The sequence below is a fragment of the Thermocatellispora tengchongensis genome (assembly GCF_014202315.1).
GTDB classification, from domain to species: domain Bacteria; phylum Actinomycetota; class Actinomycetes; order Streptosporangiales; family Streptosporangiaceae; genus Thermocatellispora; species Thermocatellispora tengchongensis.
On the sequence record NZ_JACHGN010000020.1, the window covers coordinates 63,583 to 79,987 of the forward strand.

Genomic DNA, 16,405 nt, shown 5'->3' on the forward strand with positions numbered 1-16,405 from the left:
GGGTGTTCTTCAGGAACGCAGGGTGAGGCCGCCGTCGAGCGGGATGACGGCGCCGGTGAGATAGGCCGAGGCGTCGGAGGCCAGCAGGAGCACCAGCCCGGTGAGGTCGTCGAGCCTGCCGAGCCGGCCGAGCGGGACCCGGCGGGTCAGCCGGTCCCGGAAGCCTTCCTCGGCGAGGAAGTCCGCGTTGAGCTCGGTGGGGAAGTGTCCCGGGCAGATCGCGTTGACCCGGATGCCCAGCGGCGCCCATTCGAGGGCGAGCTGCTGCGTGAGATGGATGAGCGCCGCCTTGCTCGCGCCGTAGGCGGCGGCGCCGGCCATGGGGCGCAGCCCTGCCGCCGAGGCGATGTTCACGATCGTGCCCGGACGGCCGGTGCGGCGCAGCCCTTCGGCGACCACGCGGGACACCGTCCACGCGCCGGTCAGATTGACCGCCAGGGCCTGATCCCAGTCCTCGTCGGTGTGCTCGAACGCGGGCTTCACCGCACCGCCGCCGGCGTTGTTCACCACGATCTCGGGCCAGCCGTACGTCCCGGCCAGGCGCGGTATCGCCTCGCGCACGGCGGCCCGGTCGGTGACGTCCAGCTCCAGCGGCACGATCCGCCCCGGGCCGGGCTCGGAGCAGGCGAGGCGGGGTATCCGGCCGGCGCGCCGGGCGGCGCCGATCACCGTGGCGCCCCGCCCGGCCAGGACGCGGGCGATGTGCTCGCCCAGCCCGGAGGAGGCCCCGGTGACCAGCGCGACCTTGCCCTCGATGCCGGTCATCGCCCGGTGAACCTCGGTGTGCGGCGGGCGGCGAACGCCCGGACCCCCTCGGCGTAGTCGGCCGACTTCTGGTGGGCCTGGGCGACAGCCAGGGCGTGGGCCAGTCCGGTGCGGCGATCCTGCGCCAGCCCGTCCCGGACCAGTTCCTTCATCCGGCGCAGGCCGAGCGGGCTCTTGCCGCTGAGCAGCTTCGCCAGCTCTTCGGCCGCCGCGGTCAGCTCCCCGGCCGCCACGACCCGATGCACCAGGCCCCAGCGAAGGAAGTCCTCGGCCGGAGCGGTCCGTCCCGTCAGCAGCAGCCACATGGCGGGGTTCAGGCCCACGCGCCGTGGGAGCCGATACGTGCCGCCGGCGCCGGGCAGCAGCCCGGCGTTGGCGTGCATGTCACCGATCGGGACGCCGGCGGCGGCGAGCACGACATCGCAGCACAGCAGCAGTTCCAGCCCGCCGGCGCAGGCCATCCCGTTCACGGCGGCCACCACCGGCTGGGGCTGGCGTTCCAGCAGCTCGAACACCGCGTCGCTGCGGGCGAGGTCCACATCCGGCAGCGCGTCCGGATCGCCGGGGCCGGGCGAGAGGTCGGCCCCGGCGCAGAACGCGCGCCCGGCTCCGGTGATGACCAGCACCCGGACGGAGGGGTCGTCCGCCGAGGCGGTCAGGACCGACTCCAGCTCGTCGAGCATCGCCGGCGAGATCGCGTTGAGCCGGTCGGGCCGGTTCAGCGTGATCCAGCGGACCTGCTCGCGATCGGCCACCAGCAGCGTCTCCAGCTCCGGCACGCTCACGCCGACCCCGCCTTCACGCTCGTCACGAAGTCGTCGCGGAGTGTGCGCTTGAGCACCTTGCCGGAGGCGTTGCGGGGAAGCCGGTCGAGCACCAGCAGCTTCGATGGCCGCTTGTAGCGCGCGATGCGCTCGGCGACATGGGCGGTGAGTTCGGCCGGGGTGGCCTGGGCGCCCGGGAGCAGGACGACGGCGGCGGCGACGGCCTCGCCGTACACCTCGTCGGGCACGCCGAACACTGCCGCTTCGGCGACGGCCGGATGGCTGTACAGCGCCTCCTCGACCTCGCCGGGGTAGATGTTCTCCCCGCCGGAGATGATGACGTCGCTGATCCGGTCGATGACGGTGAAGAACCCCTCCGTGCCGCGCACGGCGAGATCGCCGGTGTGCAGCCACCCGCCGCGGATGGTCGCGGCGGTGGCCTCGGGCTTGTTGTGGTAGCCGGCCATGCAGGTGCCCGTCGCGCTCACGACGACCTCGCCGGTCCCGCCCACCGGCACCTCCGCGCCCTGCGCGTCCACGATCCGGGCATCGACGAGGAAGACCTCGCGGCCGGTCTGGTCGCCGCGCGTGTCGTGGTCCTCCGGGCGGAGCACCGCGATCGTCGTGGCCTCGGTGGTGCCGTACCACTGGTAGAAACCCGCCCGCGGGAACGCCCGCCGGGCGCGGGCGAGGGTGGTGGAGGCGATCGGCGACGAGCCGTACCAGATCTTGGTCAGGGATGTCGTGTCGTACCGGGCCGCATCGGTGTCGCGCAGGATCATGGCGAGCATGGTCGGCGACCACAGGGTGACGGTCACCCGCTCCCGCTCGATCAGCCTCAGCACGCCGTCGGGGGAGAACCCCCTGCCGGTCAGCACCACCGTCGCGCCGAAGGCCAGCGCCGGGAACAACTGGATGACCAGCCCGCCGCCGTGGAACAGCGGCATCGAGATCAGCATGACGTCGCCGGAGCGCAGGTCACCCTCGATCGCGTACACGGGGAGCAACCGCACGGTCGCGTCGTGCGTCGCCAGGACGCCCTTCGGGAACCCGGTGGTGCCGCTCGTGTACAGGACCGTGGCGATGCCGCCCGGCTCGGCGAGATCGACCGGTTCGGCTCCCGGGTCCGTGGCCAGCAGGTCGCGATAGGCCAGGCGGTCACCGCCGGCGCGGTCGCGCTCGTCGAGCACCACGACCGCGGGCCGGTCGGGGACACCGGGTGGGTCCGCCAGTGCCGCCTCGACGGCGTCGGCGTAGCCCGTGCCGGCGACCACGACCCGTGGCGTGATGTCGCGCAGGACGTAGGCGAGCTCGGCCGGCCCGTAGCGGAAGTTGAGGGGCACGAACCAGGCCCCCGCCTTCATCGCCGCGAAGGCCACGACCACGAACTCCACACAGTTCTCGGCCATGATCGCGACCCGGTCTCCCGGGCGGACGCCCAGCCCCAGGAAGGCCGCGGTCAGCCTGTTGACATCGCGGTCGAGCTCGGCGTAGGTCAGGGCGTAGCCGCCCATCGACACCGCCGTCCTGTCCGCGAAGCGTCTTGCCCCTCGACGCGTCACATCAGTCAGAGTGCGCACGCCAGCATTCACTTCCTTCCCGACACCGCTCGCATATGGGTCGGTTCCCGGCCCTGACGCCTTCTACAGTCCCACCATCGACGCCAACTAATCAAGAGTCAAATCATCTCGACTCTGATCATCTTGATGGAGTGGGGGTACGAACGGGCCGTGAGCCGGGGCTCCACGACGAGAAGAACTCGAATAGAGTGGGGGCTGATCATCAGGGACCGGCCGGCACGAGCGATGACAGGGGTGTTCGTGGATCACGTCCATGCCAAGGAATACGAGGCGCTCGCGGTCGAGCGGGCCCGGCGCTCCGGGCTTGAGATCGACCTCGACGTGCTCGCCGTGACGTTCAACCTCGTCCGCGCGGCGAACAAGCTCGTCTCCGATCTGGAGCAGAACGTCTACCGGGCGCGCGGGGTCAGCTACGCGGGCTTCCGGGTGCTGTTCGCGCTCTGGGTCGTGGGCGAGAGCGAGCCGAGGCGGCTGGCGCAGCTCGCCGCGGTCACCCGGTCGAGCGTGTCGAGCGTGCTCAACACCCTCGAAGCCGCCGGCCTGGTGCAGCGGCGCCGGGAGTCGGCCGACCGCCGGGTCGTCACCGTGGACCTGACCCGGCGCGGCCTGGAGACGGTGCTCGACACCTTCGGCGACCACCACGCCCGGGAGCACGAGTGGACCAGCGGCCTGTCGGCCGAGGAGCGCCGCATCCTCGCGGATCTCCTCCGCCGGATCGTCGAGCACCACGCCGAGTAGTAAGGAATCTAATCGTCTCAGGCTTGACTACCTGTCCGGGTGCGGTCTACGGTCGCCCTCGCATGGGCGGGCAGATCGGCGACGTTCCCTCGTCGGCGGCTGCTCCGCGAGATGCGAGGTGCGAGACGCCGTGGGAGGTGCGCCATCGACATGGCCGAGGACACGTGGAGCCCTGGGAACGACGGCGTGGCCGCCTTCGACTGGGCGTCCCCCGCGTCGGGACGCGTCGTGGCGGGACCGGACGCGCTGGCGCGCCTGCCCGGACTCCTGTCCGATCTCGGCGTCAGCCGGGTCGTGCTGGTGACCAGCCCGTCGATGTCGCGCAGCGCGATATTCGGGCTCGCGCGCGAGCAGGTGGGCGACCGCCTCGCCGGTGTGCACCCCACGGTCACACCGCACACCCCCATGGAGGACGTGCGCTCGCTGCGCGACTCGGCGGTGACCCGCGGCGCCGACTGCTATGTCGCCATCGGCGGGTCCAGCGTCATCGACGCCATGAAGGCGGCCGTGTGGCTGGACCGGGACGGCGCGAAGCCGCGGGCGGTCGCCGTGCCGGCGACGTTCGGGGGAGCGGAGGTCACGCCGCGCGCCGGCGTGACCGACAGCGGCGAGAAGACCGGCCTCACCAGCGAGCGGATCGTGCCCGACGCCGTCGTGCTCGATCCACGCGTGCCGGCCGCCCTGCCCCCCGGGCTCGCGCACGCCTCGGTCGCCAACGCGCTGGCCCACTGCGTCGAAGGGCTGGCCGCCCCCGACCGTTCACCGATGTCCGACGCCTTCTACCTGCGATCCCTGGCACTGATCCAGCACGGGGCGCGGCACCTTTCCGGGCGGCGCCCCGTCGCGCTCGGCGCGTTCCAGGCGGCGTCGGTCCTCGCCGCCCTGCCGCGGGTGCGGATGTCGGCGGCCCACGCCATCGTGCACACGCTGAGCCCGCTCCTCGGGGTCTCGCACGCCGTCGCGCACGGCGTCCTGTGCCGGACGGTGATGAGTTACACCGCGCCGTCGGTGGGGGACCGCCACGCACTGATCGCCGCCGCGCTGGACGCCCGCGGCACCGGACCGGCGGCGGCGCTCGACCGCGTCACGTCGCTGCTGGACGGGCTCGGCGTCCCCCGGGGCCTGCGCGACGCCGGTGTCCGGCGCGACCGGCTGCCCCTCGTGGCCGACGCGCTCCTGCGAGCTTCGGGACCGCCCGCCAATCCCCGGCCCGTCCGCGGCCGCGAGGGCCTGCTGCGCATCCTCGGCCACGCGTGGTCCGGCGAGCTGCCGGCGAACTGGTGACGCGGCTCAGCCCGCGTGGCCGCCGCCCGCCTCCGCCGAGAGGGGGTCCGCGCCGGTGATGGGCTGCTCGGTCCAGATGGTCTTGCCGGTGTGCGTGTACCGGCTGCCCCAGCGGGTGCTCAACTGGGCGACCAGGAACAGGCCGCGGCCGCCCTCGTCGGTGTCGCGGGCCCGGCGCAGCCGGGGCTGGGTGCTGCTGGGATCGGAGACCTCGCAGATCAGGGTCCCCCCGTCCCGGATCAGCCGGAGCCCCACGGGCGCGCCGCCGTAGCGGATCGCGTTCGTGACCAGCTCGCTGACCACCAGCTCGGTGACGGAGGCCATCTCGCCCAGGTCCCAGGCGGCCAGCCGCTCGCCGGCCGCCTTCCGCGCCTCCGCGACGACGGACGGATCGGCGGCGAACTCCCAGGAGGCGGTGTCGCGGGCCGGCACGACCCGGGTGCGGGCCAGCAGCAGGGCGATGTCGTCGGCGGGTGGGGCGCCGGCGAACTCCGCCAGCAGGTCGCGGCTGATGTCGGCGACCGCGCGGCCCGGACGGCACAGGACCTCCAGACGGCGGCGCAGCCGGCCCATGCCGTCGTCGAAGTCGTGGTCGTCCCCCTCCACCAGGCCGTCGGTGTACAGGGCGAGGACGCTCCCCTCGGGAAGGACGATCTCGGTGGGCTCGAACGGCATGCCCCCCACCCCGAGCGGCGGGCCGGGGGACAGCTCGACGAAGGCGGCCGGCTCGCCCGGCCGAAGCAGCAACGGCGGCGGATGGCCGGCGCTGGCCACGGCGCACCGGCGCGTCACCGGATCATAGGTGGCGTACAGGCACGTGGCCCCGACGGCGTTCTCCTGCCCCGCGCCGCGCTCCTCCTCCAGCCGCAGCACGAGGTCGTCCAGGTGGGCCAGGAGCTCGTCGGGCGGCAGGTCCAGGTCGGCGAGAGTCTGCACGGCGGTGCGCAGCCGGCCCATGGTGGCGCTCGCGTGCAGGCCGTGCCCGGCGACGTCGCCGACGACGAACGCCACCCGCAGCGACGACAGCGGGATGACGTCGAACCAGTCCCCGCCCACGCCGGCCCCTCCGCCGGCGGGCAGGTAGGTCCCGGCCGTCATCGCCGCGGAGAGCTCGGCGGGCACCTGCGGGAGCAGGCTGCGTTGCAGCGTCACCGCCGCGCTGTGCTCGCGCGTGTAACGGCGGGCGTTGTCCACGCTCAGCGCCGCGCGGGAGACGATCTCCTCCAGGAGCCGCGCGTCTTCGGCGTCGAAGGGCTCGGAGCGCCCCGTGCGCCACACGTTGACCCCGCCGAGCACCCGGCCCCGGGCGTACAGCGGCGCGATCAGCAACGAGTGGGCGTCGCCGGGCACCATCAGCCGGACGAGAGCGGGGTCGTCACCCAACGTCTGCGTGATCCGGGCACGGCCGGATACGAGCAGGACACGGCCGGCGTCAATCCCGGGCTGAAGCGGTGTCGCCGGGAGGGCGTCGCCCGGCTGGAGCATGTGGCCGGGCCACCCCTTGCTGACGCTGACCCGCCGGTAGTGCCGCGTGTCCACCCTGGCGCCCTGCGGCGGCTCGTCGCCGGCGAGCACCGCTTCCGCCAGGCTCACGGCCGCGTGGTCGGCGAACGCCGGGACGAGGACGTCCACGAGGTCCTGCGTCGTGCGGGTCACGTCGAGCGAGGCGCCGATGTCCGCCGCCGCCCGATAGAGCAGGTCCAGCCGCTGCCGGGCGCGCCGCTGCTCGGTCAGGTCGATGAACACGACGGCGACGCCCGCCGGCCGGCCGTCGGCGCCGTCCAGCGGGAACGCCGACACCGACACGTCCCACTCCTGCTCCGGGAACCGCCGCGGGCGCACCGAACGCCGCCAGTCGGTGAACGGCCGGCCCGTGTCGAGCACCTCGCGCAGCCGCCGCTCGACCTCCCGCGCGTCCTCGGGCGTCATCAGCTCGTCCAGCTCGCTGCCCACCGGGATCGTCAGGCCGCCGAGCATCTCCGAGGACAGGTGGCTCTGCACGACCCGCAGGTCGCGCCCCCGTATGACGACCGCGATCCGGTTCTGCCCGAACGCGCGCGCGACAGCGGCGTTCTGCCGGAACTCATCCGCTGCGCCCATCTCACGCCTCGCCGTCGTCGGAGCCACGATCCGCGATCAAGCTTCAGCATCACACGTGGTCAAAAGGCATGTCCAGGAGAGTGACCGGTAAGTGACCGCCGCTTTGGGCCTCCTAGGACGCGCCGTTATGCCCCCTTGGCACCGGCTGGTGTACCGGGCCACGACCATGATCGCCGCAACCGGGACGGCGCCTCGTGGCGGGTACCACGAGGCGCCGTCCCGGTCTTTGCGCCCGCCTCCACATCGGGCGCGGACCGGCTCAGTCCAGATGGTCGGGCTCCAGGGCGAGGATCTTCCGATGGAGCGGCTGGAAGTTGAACCAGCCGAAGTCGGCGGTGCCGGTCACGCCGGCTACCTGGCGGGCCTCCTCCTCGTCGATGAGGGTGGGCTCGCCGGCCGCCATGGCGATCAGTTGAGCCTGGCACGACCTTTCCATCGAGATGAACCACCACGCTGTCTCGGCCACCGTCCGGCCGACCGTCAGCAGGCCGTGATTCCTGAGGATGACGGCCTTGTGCGGGCCGAGTGCCTTGGCGATCCTGTCACCCTCTTCGGGGTCGAAGACCAGTCCGCCGAACCCGTCGTACACGCTGTGGTCCTCGTAGAAGGCGAGCGAGTCCTGAGTGATCGGGTCCAGCGGCCGGCCGAAGCTGGAGAACGTCTTGCCGTACAGGGAATGCGCGTGGGCGACCGCTTGGACGTCGGGCCGCGCCGCGTGCACGCGGGAGTGGATGTAGAAGCCCGCCAGGTTGACCAGCCCTTCGCCCTCGACGAGCATCCCGGTCTCCTCGACCAGCAGGAGGTCCGAGACGCGGATGTGCTCGAACGGCACGCCGAACGGGTTGACCCAGAAGCAGTTCGGGCGGAGGGGGTCGCGGGCCGTGACGTGGCCGCCCACCCCCTCGCCGAACCCGAACCGGCCGAACAGCCGGAAGGCCGCGGCCAGTTCGCGCTTACGGCGAAGGCGCTCCTCCTCCGGCGTTTCCGCGATCGGCGGCTTCGGGAGCCTGTAGGCGGGGTGGTCGAAGGTGGGCAGAGTGGTGTTCATGATGTCTCCTTCCTCGGGGAGTCGTCGCGGCCGGCGGTGACACGCTGCGGGCGCTGCGACGCCGGCGGGGAGCCGGCTCCGGTTCGCTCGACGCGCGGCCCGACGATGAGCATGGTCAGGACGCCGAGCGACATGACGAACGCGATGAGCAGGAGGGCGTGACGGAAGCCGCCGGTCGCCTCCTGTATGGCCCCTGTCAGCAGGGGACTGACCATGCCGGTCAGGTTCCCGGCCGAGTTGATCACGGCGATCCCGGCCGCCGCGGCGGCTCCGGTCAGGCCGAGCACCGGGATGCGCCAGAACTGGGACAACGCCGTGTAGATGCCGGAGAAGGCCAGGCACGTGCCGGCGATGAACGCGACGCCGTTGTCGGTCAGCGCCGCCAGTACGACACCGGCCGTGCCCGCCGTGAGGGGCACCACGGTGGAGAAGACGGCGCTGCGCTTGGCGAAGATCCGCGGCCACACCAGCATGACGACGAGCGCGACCGTCGATGGGATGGCCGTGAGCAGGACGCTGGTCGCGTCCGTGGGTGATGTTCCCCCCTCGTCGGCGAGGAGTTGCAGCATCTGCGGCAGGAAGTAGCTGAAGGAGTAGATGCCGAAGGTGAGCGCGAAGAACGCGAAGGCGAAGGCCCAGACGCGCCCGCTCCTGAACGCGTCCATGATGCCGGCCGGCACCGCGTTCTCGTGCTTCAGGGCCGTCTCGGCGTCCAGGCGGCGCTGAATCCGCTCGCGTTCCGGAACGGACAGCCACTTGGCGGTCTCCGGGCCCTTCGCGAGCCGGGTCATCACCAGGACGCCGACCAGGATCGTGAGAAGGCCCTCGATGAGGAACACCGAGCGCCAGCCGGTGAGCCCGGTCAGGTGCCGTCCCCATTCGAGCAGCCCGGCCGTGAGCGGCGCGCCGATGATGCCGGAGACGGCGATGACGGATATGAACACGGGGTAGGCCCATGCCCGCTGCCTGGCGGGGAACCAGTAGGTGATGTAGAGCAGGACGCCGGGGGCGAGTCCGGCCTCCGCGAAACCGAGCAGGACGCGCAGGACGTAGAGAGTCTGCGCGGAGTCGGCGAACGCGGTCACCGCGGTGATCGTGCCCCAGGCGAGCAGGGTGAAGCCGATCCATCTCGGCGCGCCGAAACGCCTCAGGAGGAGATTGCTCGGAACCGTCGCGAGGATGTAGCCGATGAAGAAGAGCGTGGACGTCAGGCCGATCTCCACATTGGTCATCCCGAGGTCACGGGAGAGTGGGGCCGCGACGAAGCCGATGTTGACCCTGTCGATGTAGCCGAGCACGTAGGCGGCGCCCAGCAGCGGGAACGTCCGCAGGGCGACTTTTCGCCACACTGTCTCGCGGTCCGTTCCTGACGTGACTTCGGTCATTGTTGCCGTCCATCCGGATAGAAGGAGCTGTGGTGCGGCCGGGCGGGCATGCGCCGGCTCGGCGCGTCGGGGAGCGCGATGGGCGCCGGTGGTGAAGGGGCGGCTCAGAGGACGGAAGCCGTGTACGCGGGCCGTGACCGGATGGGACGGCGGCTCATCTCGCGCCCGGCATGGACCGGCCGGACGAGTGCGGGAACCGGTGTCCGAGCACCGGGGGAACGCCCTGCCCGGCGTCCTGACAGGCGATCTTCGGCCCTGCGGGAAGCGTGGTGAACCGGGTCATCTCTGCTGTACCTCCAGCCCGGTCGCCGTTGACCGGCGACGTGTTGGCACGCTAAGAAGTGAGGAGTGCAACTGTCAAGACTCAAATCATTTGAAGTGAGACGAAATGGACCCGGCTGAAGGTCGCATGAGCGGGGCGTTCGAGGGCAAGGTCGCCGTCGTCACGGGGGCCGCGCGCGGCCTGGGCGCCGCGGTCGCGCGCAAGCTGTACGCCGAAGGCGCCACCGTGGTCGGGGCGGACATTGAAGGGGCGGACATTGAAGGGGCGGACATTGAAACGGCCACGGGGGAGCACCTCGTCGCCGTCCCGTGCGACGTTGCGGACGAAGCGGACGTCGAGCGGCTGTTCGACGTGTGCCGGCGGCGCTTCGGCAGGGTCGACCTGCTCTTCAACAACGCGGGGGTCAGCGGCGCGCCCGGCCGGCGGCTCCACGAGTACGAGCCTGACCTGTGGGACAGGGTGCTCGGCGTCAACCTGCGCGGCGCGTTCCTGGTGCTTCGGGCCGCGCTGCCGTTGATGCTCGATCAGGGTGGCGCGATCGTCAACACGGCGTCGATCGGCGCCTTCCGGGCGCGGCCGGGTTTCGGCGCCTACACCGCGTCGAAGGCCGCGCTGGTGATGCTGACCCGCCAGGCCGCGCTGGAGTACGCCGGCGACGGCATCAGGGTGAACGGGGTGGCCCCCGGCCTCATCGAAACGGCCCTGGTGGACGATCTCACGCCCGCGATGCGGGCAGAGGCGGTGACGCGCACGCCGTTGGGCCGCATGGGCAGGCCGGAGGAGGTCGCCCGTCTCGTCGCGTTCCTGCTGTCGGACGACGCGTCGTACATCACCGGCCAGACGTATCCGATCGACGGGGGCCGCGGCGCATGACCGGGCGGGCGGCGCCCGTCACGGCGACGCCGATCCGGTCGTCGCCGCGCTGAGCCCGGTGACGAGCAGGTCGATGAGGGCGTCGGCCTGCTCCTGGCTGTCCGGATCGAGCTGCCAGATGCCGCACAGCGCCAGCAGGATGATCTCGGGGTCGAGGCCGGGGCGGACCGTGCCGGCCTCGTGGCCGGCGGCGAGGAGCTCGGCGACGGCCCCCCTCATCGCCTGGTAGGTCTCCGGGAACAGTGACCTGCCGGCCCCGGTCGCCAGGCGCATGGCGTCCGCCAGTCCGCGCTTGGTCATCGTGCACTCCGCGAGCGCGCGCATCCATCGCCGCAGCGCTTCGAGCGGCGGGTGCTCGGCCAGCAACTCGGTCGCGGCGTGCCGCATCCGCTCCACATCGCACTGGTAAACGGCGAGCACCAGGGCCTCCCGGGTGGGGAAGTGCCGGTACAGGGTCGCGTTGGCGACGCCGGCCCGTTTGGCGATGGCGTTCAGCGACACGTCGGCCGACTCGGTGAGCGCCTGGAGCGCGACGGCGAGGATCGCCTCGCGGTTCTCGCGCGCGTCGGCGCGCCGGTTCGGTGTGGCCGTGGTCACGTCCGCCTCCACCCGGTTGCGAAGCGGGGAATTCCCCGCTTATCCTGAGCCGCGTTCCGGGGAATTCCCCGGTACGTGCATCGTAGCAAGGAGCACGGCATGCCCGTTCTGGGATCATCGGGCCTGGAGGTCTTCCCTCTGGCCCTGGGGACCAACACCTTCCGCTGGACGGCGAGCGCCGAGGAGTCGCACCGGATCCTGGACGCCTTCGTCGCGGGCGGCGGCACGTTCATCGACACCGCCGACGTGTACTCGGTGTGGGCGCCGGGCAGCACCGGCGGTGACGCCGAAACGGTGATCGGCGAGTGGCTGGCCGCCGGAGCCGACCGCGACAAGGTGGTGATCGCCACCAAGGTCTCCGCCCATCCCGCGCTCCCGGGACTGAAGCCCGGCACCATCGCCACGGCGATCGAGCAGTCGCTCAAGCGCCTGCAGACCGACTACGTGGACGTCTACTACGCCCACATCGACGACCCGGACACACCGCTGGAGGAGTCCGTCGCCGCCTTCGACGACCTCGTCCGGCGCGGCCTCGTGCGCCACGTGGGACTGTCCAACTACACCGCCGAGCGGGCGCAGGCGTGGATCGACGTCGCGCGGGCCTGCGGAGCCGCCCTGCCGGTATCCCTGCAACCCCACTACAACCTGCTCCACCGCACCGATTTCGAGCGGCGCCTGCGGCCCGTGGCCGAGCGCAACGACCTCGGCGTCGTGCCGTACTACGGGCTGGCCTCCGGTTTCCTGACCGGCAAGTACCGCTCGGCGGCCGACGCCGCCGGAACCCGGCGCGGCGCCACGATCGGCGACTACCTCACCGAGGCGGGCTTCGCCGCCGTGAGCGAACTCCGGGCGGTCGCCGCCGAGCTGAGCGTGGCCCCCGCGACCGTGGCGCTGGCCTGGCTGCGCGTCCAGCCCACCGTCGTCGCCCCGATCGCCAGCGTCAGCGCCGCCGAGCAGCTCGACGCCCTGCTCGCCTCGGCGACGCTCGACCTCTCTCCCGGCCAGCTCGACAGGCTCACCGCGGCCTCCGACGCCTTCGCCGCCACCCGGACCGCCGCGTGAGGGCCGGCGTGCACGGCCTGCCGGCTCGCGGGTCAGGCGGGGACCAGGGCGTACGGGAAACCGTCGTGCAACCGGCTTGGCCCGGTGGTCAGGGGAGGAACGCGTCGAGATTGCCGGCCAGCCATTCGGCGTAGCCGCGCGGGGGCCGGCCCAGGACACGCGCGACGGTGTCGTCCGGCTCCATCGGGTCGGCGAGGAGGTCCGCGCTCACTGAGTGGCCCAGGGCGATCAGCTCCTCGGCGACGCCGGCCTCGCGGTCCCGCTCGGCGGCCTGCTCCGGGGTGATCTCCTCGAACGGGATCTCCCGGCCGAGCGCCTGCCCGATGAGCCGGACCTGCTCGCGCGGGCTGATCGGTGGCCCGTACGCCGTCACCGTCCGCCCGGCGTACCGGTCGTCGGCCAGCAGCTCCACCGCGACGGCGGCGAGGTCGTCCTCGTGGATGAGCGGGTAGCGCGCATCGGCGTACGGCTCGCGGATGACGCCGCCGTGCTTGATGACGTCCGCCCAGTTCGAGCGGGTGTAGGAGTAGCCGTCCTGGAGGGTCTGGTGGGCCATCACGGGCGAGGGGCGCAGGTGCGTCCAGCGCGCCCCGGAGCGCTCGGCCACCACCTCGACCGCCAGCCAGTGCCACGCCTCGGGCTCGTACTGGATCTCGAACTCGGGGCCGTGCGACGACAGCACCACGATGTGCTCGGCGCCGCCCTGGCGTGCCAGTGTGACCAGCTCGTAGGCCGTCCCGGGGACGGCGCCGGAGAGGAACAGCCGCCGGATGCCGGCGAACGCCGCCGCTGACTCCGCCGGCCGGGCGACGTCCCCGACGACCACTTCGACGCCGTCCGGCCAGCCGCCGGCCTCGGACGGCGGCGCCAGCACCCGTACCGCCTCGCCGGCCGAGACCAGCCGGGCGGCGAGGCGGTGCCCGACCGGGCCGGCGGTCGGCACGTGGCCGGGAAGGTCGCGGTGTCCCACGATCGTCAGCAGTGTGGTCATGCCCCGCTCCTATTTTCGTAGGGCATACGGGAATTATTTTCCGTATGCTATACGGGAGTGCGAACCGGCGGCAACCAGAGGACACCCATGGCGAGCGAGCACGACGGCGGCGGAGACCCCGGACGAACGCTGGCGCTGCTGTGGCGCGGGCGCACCGCCGCCGGCCGGCCACCGGGCAAGCCGGTCAAAGGCCGGAAGCCGAGGATCGGCGTCGACCAGATCGTCCACGCGGCCGTGGCCGTCGCCGACGCCGGCGGCCTGACCGCGGTGTCGATGGCCAGGGTCGCCGAGCAGTTGGGGGTCGGGCCGATGACCTTGTACACGCACGTCCCCGGCAAGGCCGAGCTGATCGAGCTCATGGTCGACGCGGTGATGACCGAGCGCGAGCTCCCCGGCCCCGGCCACCCCGCCCGCCCGGCCGGCTGGCGGGCGCAGGTCGAGCACTACGCCGCCCAGACCAGAGCCCTCCACGTGCGCCATCCCTGGCTGCGGGAGGTCTCCACGGCGCGGCCACCGCTCGGCCCCGGCATGATGGCCGAGTACGAGTACCTGCTGTCCGCCCTGCGGGACGCCGGCCTGCCGCCGTCGCAGATGTTCGCCGCCTCCGGCACGATCGTCACCTATGTCGTGGCCGCCGCGCGACAGGAGGCCGAGGACATCCAGATCGAGCAGGCGACCGGTCAGACGTGGGACGCGTGGTGGGGCGAACGCCGGCATCTGTGGGACGAGCACTTCGACGCCGACGCCTACCCCACCATGACCCAGGTCTGGCTCGACGGCGGCTTCGACGACGCCGGAGACGACGACACCTCGACCGAGGACCCGTACATGTACGGGCTGCAGCGGCTGCTGGACGGCATCGAAGCGGCCACCCGGCCACCCCGGGCGTCACGCCCCTGACCGCACCGGAGGCCGCCGTCCCGCGCGGTGGCCTAGGATCCAGCCCTATGATCATTCGCTTATCAGCCGGGGCCGCCGTCGGTCTGGCGCTCCTGTCCGGTCCGGCCTTCGCCGAGCCGATCAAGGGCGTTCCCGAGCTGACCCACAACGAGCTGTACCAGGCGGCCAAGCTCCCCAAGGTCGCCTGCAAGCCGGCCAAGGGCACGAACGAGGCGTCCACCCGGAAGTACATCAGCGCACTCGTCGGCTGCCTGAACAAGGCGTGGAAGTCGGCGATCAAGGGCTTCACCCCGGTGAAGGTGGTGTTCAAGGACGCGGACGACAAGGAGTCCTGCTCCACCGGCATGACGGTCTCGGCCTCGTTCTCCGAGATCTGCGCCGCGCAGATCCACGTCCGGCTGGCCGATGACTGGATCAAGGCCAAGAACGACCTCGTGGTGTTCACGTCCATCACCAGGACCTGGGGCGGCGTCGTGACGGGGCAGACCGGCATCGGCGAAGCCTGGTGGGCGCTGGACGGCGATGGGTCGGAATCCGTCATGAACGAGCACAACCGCCGGTACTACCTGCAGATCGACTGCTTCCAGGGCGTGTCGGCGAAGGCCCTGGGGCGGCAGGTCAAGGACTGGAAGCCCGTCACCAGGGTGCCGGAGTTCTGGAAGAACAGGTTCCACGGCAAGACCGCCAACCGCCTCCACTGGATGGAGAAGGGCTACAAGGCGGGCAAGCCCGGCGCCTGCAACACCTGGACGGCGAGCTCCTCCAAGGTCGCCTGAGCCGGGCGGCGGCAGTACCGGTGCCGGGTCACGGTGAGCTCCGGGCGGGGTGCCCTGCCCGGCGTGGACCTCGACGCCGGCGCACGGGGAGACGCCGGCGCACAGGGATCAGACGTCCACGCGCGCCACGGCGGGCCCTGCGCGGTGGTGAGCCGGGACTGGCCGTAGCCTACGGTCATGACCGACGTCCCACCGCTGACACCCACCGATGCCTTCGAACTGCTGCTGGCCGGCAACCGGCGCTTCGTTGCGGGCACCCCGCAGCACCCGAACCAGGACGCCGCTCGCCGCGCCGAGACCGCACCCGCCCAGCGACCGTTCGCCGTGCTCTTCGGCTGCTCCGACTCACGGCTCGCCGCTGAGATCATCTTCGACCGGGGCCTGGGCGACCTGTTCGTGGTCCGCACCGCGGGCCACGTGGCCGGGTCGGAGGTGCTGGGCAGCATCGAATACGGAGTGAGTGTGCTGAACTGCCCGCTGGTCGTGGTGCTCGGCCACGACTCCTGCGGCGCCGTCGCTGCCGCCCGCGCCGCCGTGGCCGACGGCGTCGCCACCACCGGATACGTGCGCGACGTGATCGAGCGCGTCACCCCCAGCGTCCTGGCCGCGCGCGCCGCCGGGCTCACCGGGGACGACGACATCATCGCCGAACACATACGGCACACCGCCGACCTGCTCCTGGGCCGCTCCCGGGTGCTCGCCGACCAGGTCGCCGCCGGGCAGACGGCCGTGGTGGGCCTGTCCTACCGGCTGGCCGACGGCAGCGCCCGGGTCGTCACCACCCATGGCCTTCCGGCGCCCGCGGCCGTCCCGGACCTCAGCGCCTGACGCTCCGGCGACGCCCAGGGCCACCGCGCTTCCTGGAACTCATGCAGGGGTACGCCGCGCAGCGCGGCGTACCCCTGCGGGTTTTGGTCGTGGTCACCGGCACGACCGGGTCATACGGCCCTCCGGAAGTTCCGCGTCAGCACCTCGAGGTCTTCTTCGGGGTGAGCAGCACTTCGCAGGTCATGATGCAACATTCCGGCTTCCGGGCACCCCGCTTTCGTGCCGTTCCCGCAGCGTGCGGAACTCCGTGCCGCGTTCCGCGTTTCCAAGGTGCCGACCACGAGCACAACAGCGCCCTCCCCGCACGGCTGGAGGAGACGGCCGCTGCGAAGGGCGCTTCCTTCGCGCAACCGACGATCGCCTGAGGCGCAGCACAGGGCGAGGACATCGTGCCGGTCGCCGGCTCGCGCCGCCTGGACCGGGTCGGCACG

General features: G+C 72.1%; 15 protein-coding genes. 7 read left to right on the forward strand and 8 right to left on the reverse strand.

All coding sequences use genetic code 11. The annotated features are described in order from the left end of the window. Window positions 1–9: 9 nt before the first annotated feature. Genes HNP84_RS37185 through HNP84_RS37195 form a run of 3 tightly spaced genes read right to left on the reverse strand, consistent with a single transcriptional unit; the run spans window position 10 to window position 3,121 of the window. Window positions 10–765: an SDR family NAD(P)-dependent oxidoreductase gene (locus tag HNP84_RS37185; RefSeq protein WP_185054716.1), complete on the reverse strand. Its 756-nt coding sequence runs from the start codon at window positions 763–765 to the stop codon at window positions 10–12. After that, window positions 762–1,550, reverse strand: coding sequence for an enoyl-CoA hydratase/isomerase family protein (locus HNP84_RS37190; protein WP_221337245.1), 789 nt, complete (start codon window positions 1,548–1,550; stop codon window positions 762–764). The genes HNP84_RS37185 and HNP84_RS37190 overlap by 4 nt, the downstream gene beginning before the upstream one ends. Then, window positions 1,547–3,121 carry a class I adenylate-forming enzyme family protein gene (locus tag HNP84_RS37195; protein WP_312926606.1) on the reverse strand — a complete coding sequence of 525 codons (1,575 nt, stop codon included), beginning with the start codon at window positions 3,119–3,121 and terminating at the stop codon, window positions 1,547–1,549. The genes HNP84_RS37190 and HNP84_RS37195 overlap by 4 nt, the downstream gene beginning before the upstream one ends. Before the next feature lie 228 nt (window positions 3,122–3,349). Between HNP84_RS37195 and HNP84_RS37200 the strand changes: the two genes are divergently transcribed. Continuing rightward, window positions 3,350–3,847 (forward strand): MarR family winged helix-turn-helix transcriptional regulator, encoded by a 498-nt coding sequence (locus HNP84_RS37200; RefSeq protein WP_185054718.1) that lies wholly within the window; start codon window positions 3,350–3,352, stop codon window positions 3,845–3,847. Window positions 3,848–3,997: 150 nt separating this feature from the next. Further along, window positions 3,998–5,131: an iron-containing alcohol dehydrogenase family protein gene (locus HNP84_RS37205; RefSeq protein ID WP_185054719.1), complete on the forward strand. Its 1,134-nt coding sequence runs from the start codon at window positions 3,998–4,000 to the stop codon at window positions 5,129–5,131. Window positions 5,132–5,137: 6 nt separating this feature from the next. On the opposite strand, the gene HNP84_RS37210 is transcribed toward HNP84_RS37205, so the two are convergent. From HNP84_RS37210 to HNP84_RS37220, 3 genes are all read right to left on the reverse strand, one after another. Next, window positions 5,138–7,231: a SpoIIE family protein phosphatase gene (locus HNP84_RS37210; protein WP_185054720.1), complete on the reverse strand. Its 2,094-nt coding sequence runs from the start codon at window positions 7,229–7,231 to the stop codon at window positions 5,138–5,140. A 259-nt stretch (window positions 7,232–7,490) separates the two neighbouring features. Next, on the reverse strand, window positions 7,491–8,279 hold the full coding sequence (locus tag HNP84_RS37215; protein WP_185054721.1) for a class II aldolase/adducin family protein: 789 nt from the start codon (window positions 8,277–8,279) through the stop codon (window positions 7,491–7,493). Continuing rightward, window positions 8,276–9,664 (reverse strand): MFS transporter, encoded by a 1,389-nt coding sequence (locus HNP84_RS37220; RefSeq protein ID WP_185054722.1) that lies wholly within the window; start codon window positions 9,662–9,664, stop codon window positions 8,276–8,278. The genes HNP84_RS37215 and HNP84_RS37220 overlap by 4 nt, the downstream gene beginning before the upstream one ends. 409 nt (window positions 9,665–10,073) lie before the next feature. On the opposite strand from HNP84_RS37220, the gene HNP84_RS37225 reads away from it, so the two are divergent. Further along, window positions 10,074–10,820: an SDR family NAD(P)-dependent oxidoreductase gene (locus HNP84_RS37225; protein ID WP_185054723.1), complete on the forward strand. Its 747-nt coding sequence runs from the start codon at window positions 10,074–10,076 to the stop codon at window positions 10,818–10,820. A gap of 18 nt (window positions 10,821–10,838) precedes the next feature. On the opposite strand, the gene HNP84_RS37230 is transcribed toward HNP84_RS37225, so the two are convergent. Further along, entirely contained in the window at window positions 10,839–11,417 is a 579-nt protein-coding gene (locus tag HNP84_RS37230; RefSeq protein ID WP_185054724.1) for a TetR/AcrR family transcriptional regulator, read from the reverse strand. 99 nt (window positions 11,418–11,516) lie between these two features. On the opposite strand from HNP84_RS37230, the gene HNP84_RS37235 reads away from it, so the two are divergent. Beyond that, entirely contained in the window at window positions 11,517–12,479 is a 963-nt protein-coding gene (locus tag HNP84_RS37235) for an aldo/keto reductase (protein ID WP_185054725.1), read from the forward strand. 88 nt (window positions 12,480–12,567) lie between these two features. Here HNP84_RS37235 and HNP84_RS37240 read toward each other — a convergent pair whose 3' ends face one another. Further along, window positions 12,568–13,470 (reverse strand): NAD(P)H-binding protein, encoded by a 903-nt coding sequence (locus tag HNP84_RS37240; protein ID WP_185054726.1) that lies wholly within the window; start codon window positions 13,468–13,470, stop codon window positions 12,568–12,570. An 87-nt stretch (window positions 13,471–13,557) separates the two neighbouring features. Here HNP84_RS37240 and HNP84_RS37245 point away from each other — a divergent pair, with 87 nt between their 5' ends. From HNP84_RS37245 to HNP84_RS37255, 3 genes are all read left to right on the forward strand, one after another. Beyond that, window positions 13,558–14,370 (forward strand): TetR/AcrR family transcriptional regulator, encoded by an 813-nt coding sequence (locus HNP84_RS37245; RefSeq protein ID WP_185054727.1) that lies wholly within the window; start codon window positions 13,558–13,560, stop codon window positions 14,368–14,370. Window positions 14,371–14,417: 47 nt separating this feature from the next. Further along, window positions 14,418–15,146 carry a neutral zinc metallopeptidase gene (locus HNP84_RS37250; protein ID WP_185054728.1) on the forward strand — a complete coding sequence of 243 codons (729 nt, stop codon included), beginning with the start codon at window positions 14,418–14,420 and terminating at the stop codon, window positions 15,144–15,146. A 177-nt stretch (window positions 15,147–15,323) separates the two neighbouring features. Next, window positions 15,324–15,974, forward strand: a complete 651-nt coding sequence (locus HNP84_RS37255; protein WP_185054729.1) for a carbonic anhydrase — start codon at window positions 15,324–15,326, stop codon at window positions 15,972–15,974. The last annotated feature ends 431 nt before the right edge of the window (window positions 15,975–16,405 follow it).

Excerpts from the sequence above, each read along its gene's own strand:
- HNP84_RS37185 (WP_185054716.1), bottom strand. The coding sequence starts at position 765 with ATGACCGGCATCGAGGGCAAGGTCGCGCTGGTCACCGGGGCCTCCTCC.
- HNP84_RS37245 (WP_185054727.1), top strand. The coding sequence starts at position 13,558 with ATGGCGAGCGAGCACGACGGCGGCGGAGACCCCGGACGAACGCTGGCG.
- HNP84_RS37225 (WP_185054723.1), top strand. The coding sequence starts at position 10,074 with ATGAGCGGGGCGTTCGAGGGCAAGGTCGCCGTCGTCACGGGGGCCGCG.
- HNP84_RS37255 (WP_185054729.1), top strand. The coding sequence starts at position 15,324 with ATGACCGACGTCCCACCGCTGACACCCACCGATGCCTTCGAACTGCTG.
- HNP84_RS37235 (WP_185054725.1), top strand. The coding sequence starts at position 11,517 with ATGCCCGTTCTGGGATCATCGGGCCTGGAGGTCTTCCCTCTGGCCCTG.
- HNP84_RS37220 (WP_185054722.1), bottom strand. The coding sequence starts at position 9,664 with ATGACCGAAGTCACGTCAGGAACGGACCGCGAGACAGTGTGGCGAAAA.
- HNP84_RS37210 (WP_185054720.1), bottom strand. The coding sequence starts at position 7,231 with ATGGGCGCAGCGGATGAGTTCCGGCAGAACGCCGCTGTCGCGCGCGCG.
- HNP84_RS37240 (WP_185054726.1), bottom strand. The coding sequence starts at position 13,470 with ATGACCACACTGCTGACGATCGTGGGACACCGCGACCTTCCCGGCCAC.
- HNP84_RS37205 (WP_185054719.1), top strand. The coding sequence starts at position 3,998 with ATGGCCGAGGACACGTGGAGCCCTGGGAACGACGGCGTGGCCGCCTTC.
- HNP84_RS37250 (WP_185054728.1), top strand. The coding sequence starts at position 14,418 with ATGATCATTCGCTTATCAGCCGGGGCCGCCGTCGGTCTGGCGCTCCTG.
- HNP84_RS37215 (WP_185054721.1), bottom strand. The coding sequence starts at position 8,279 with ATGAACACCACTCTGCCCACCTTCGACCACCCCGCCTACAGGCTCCCG.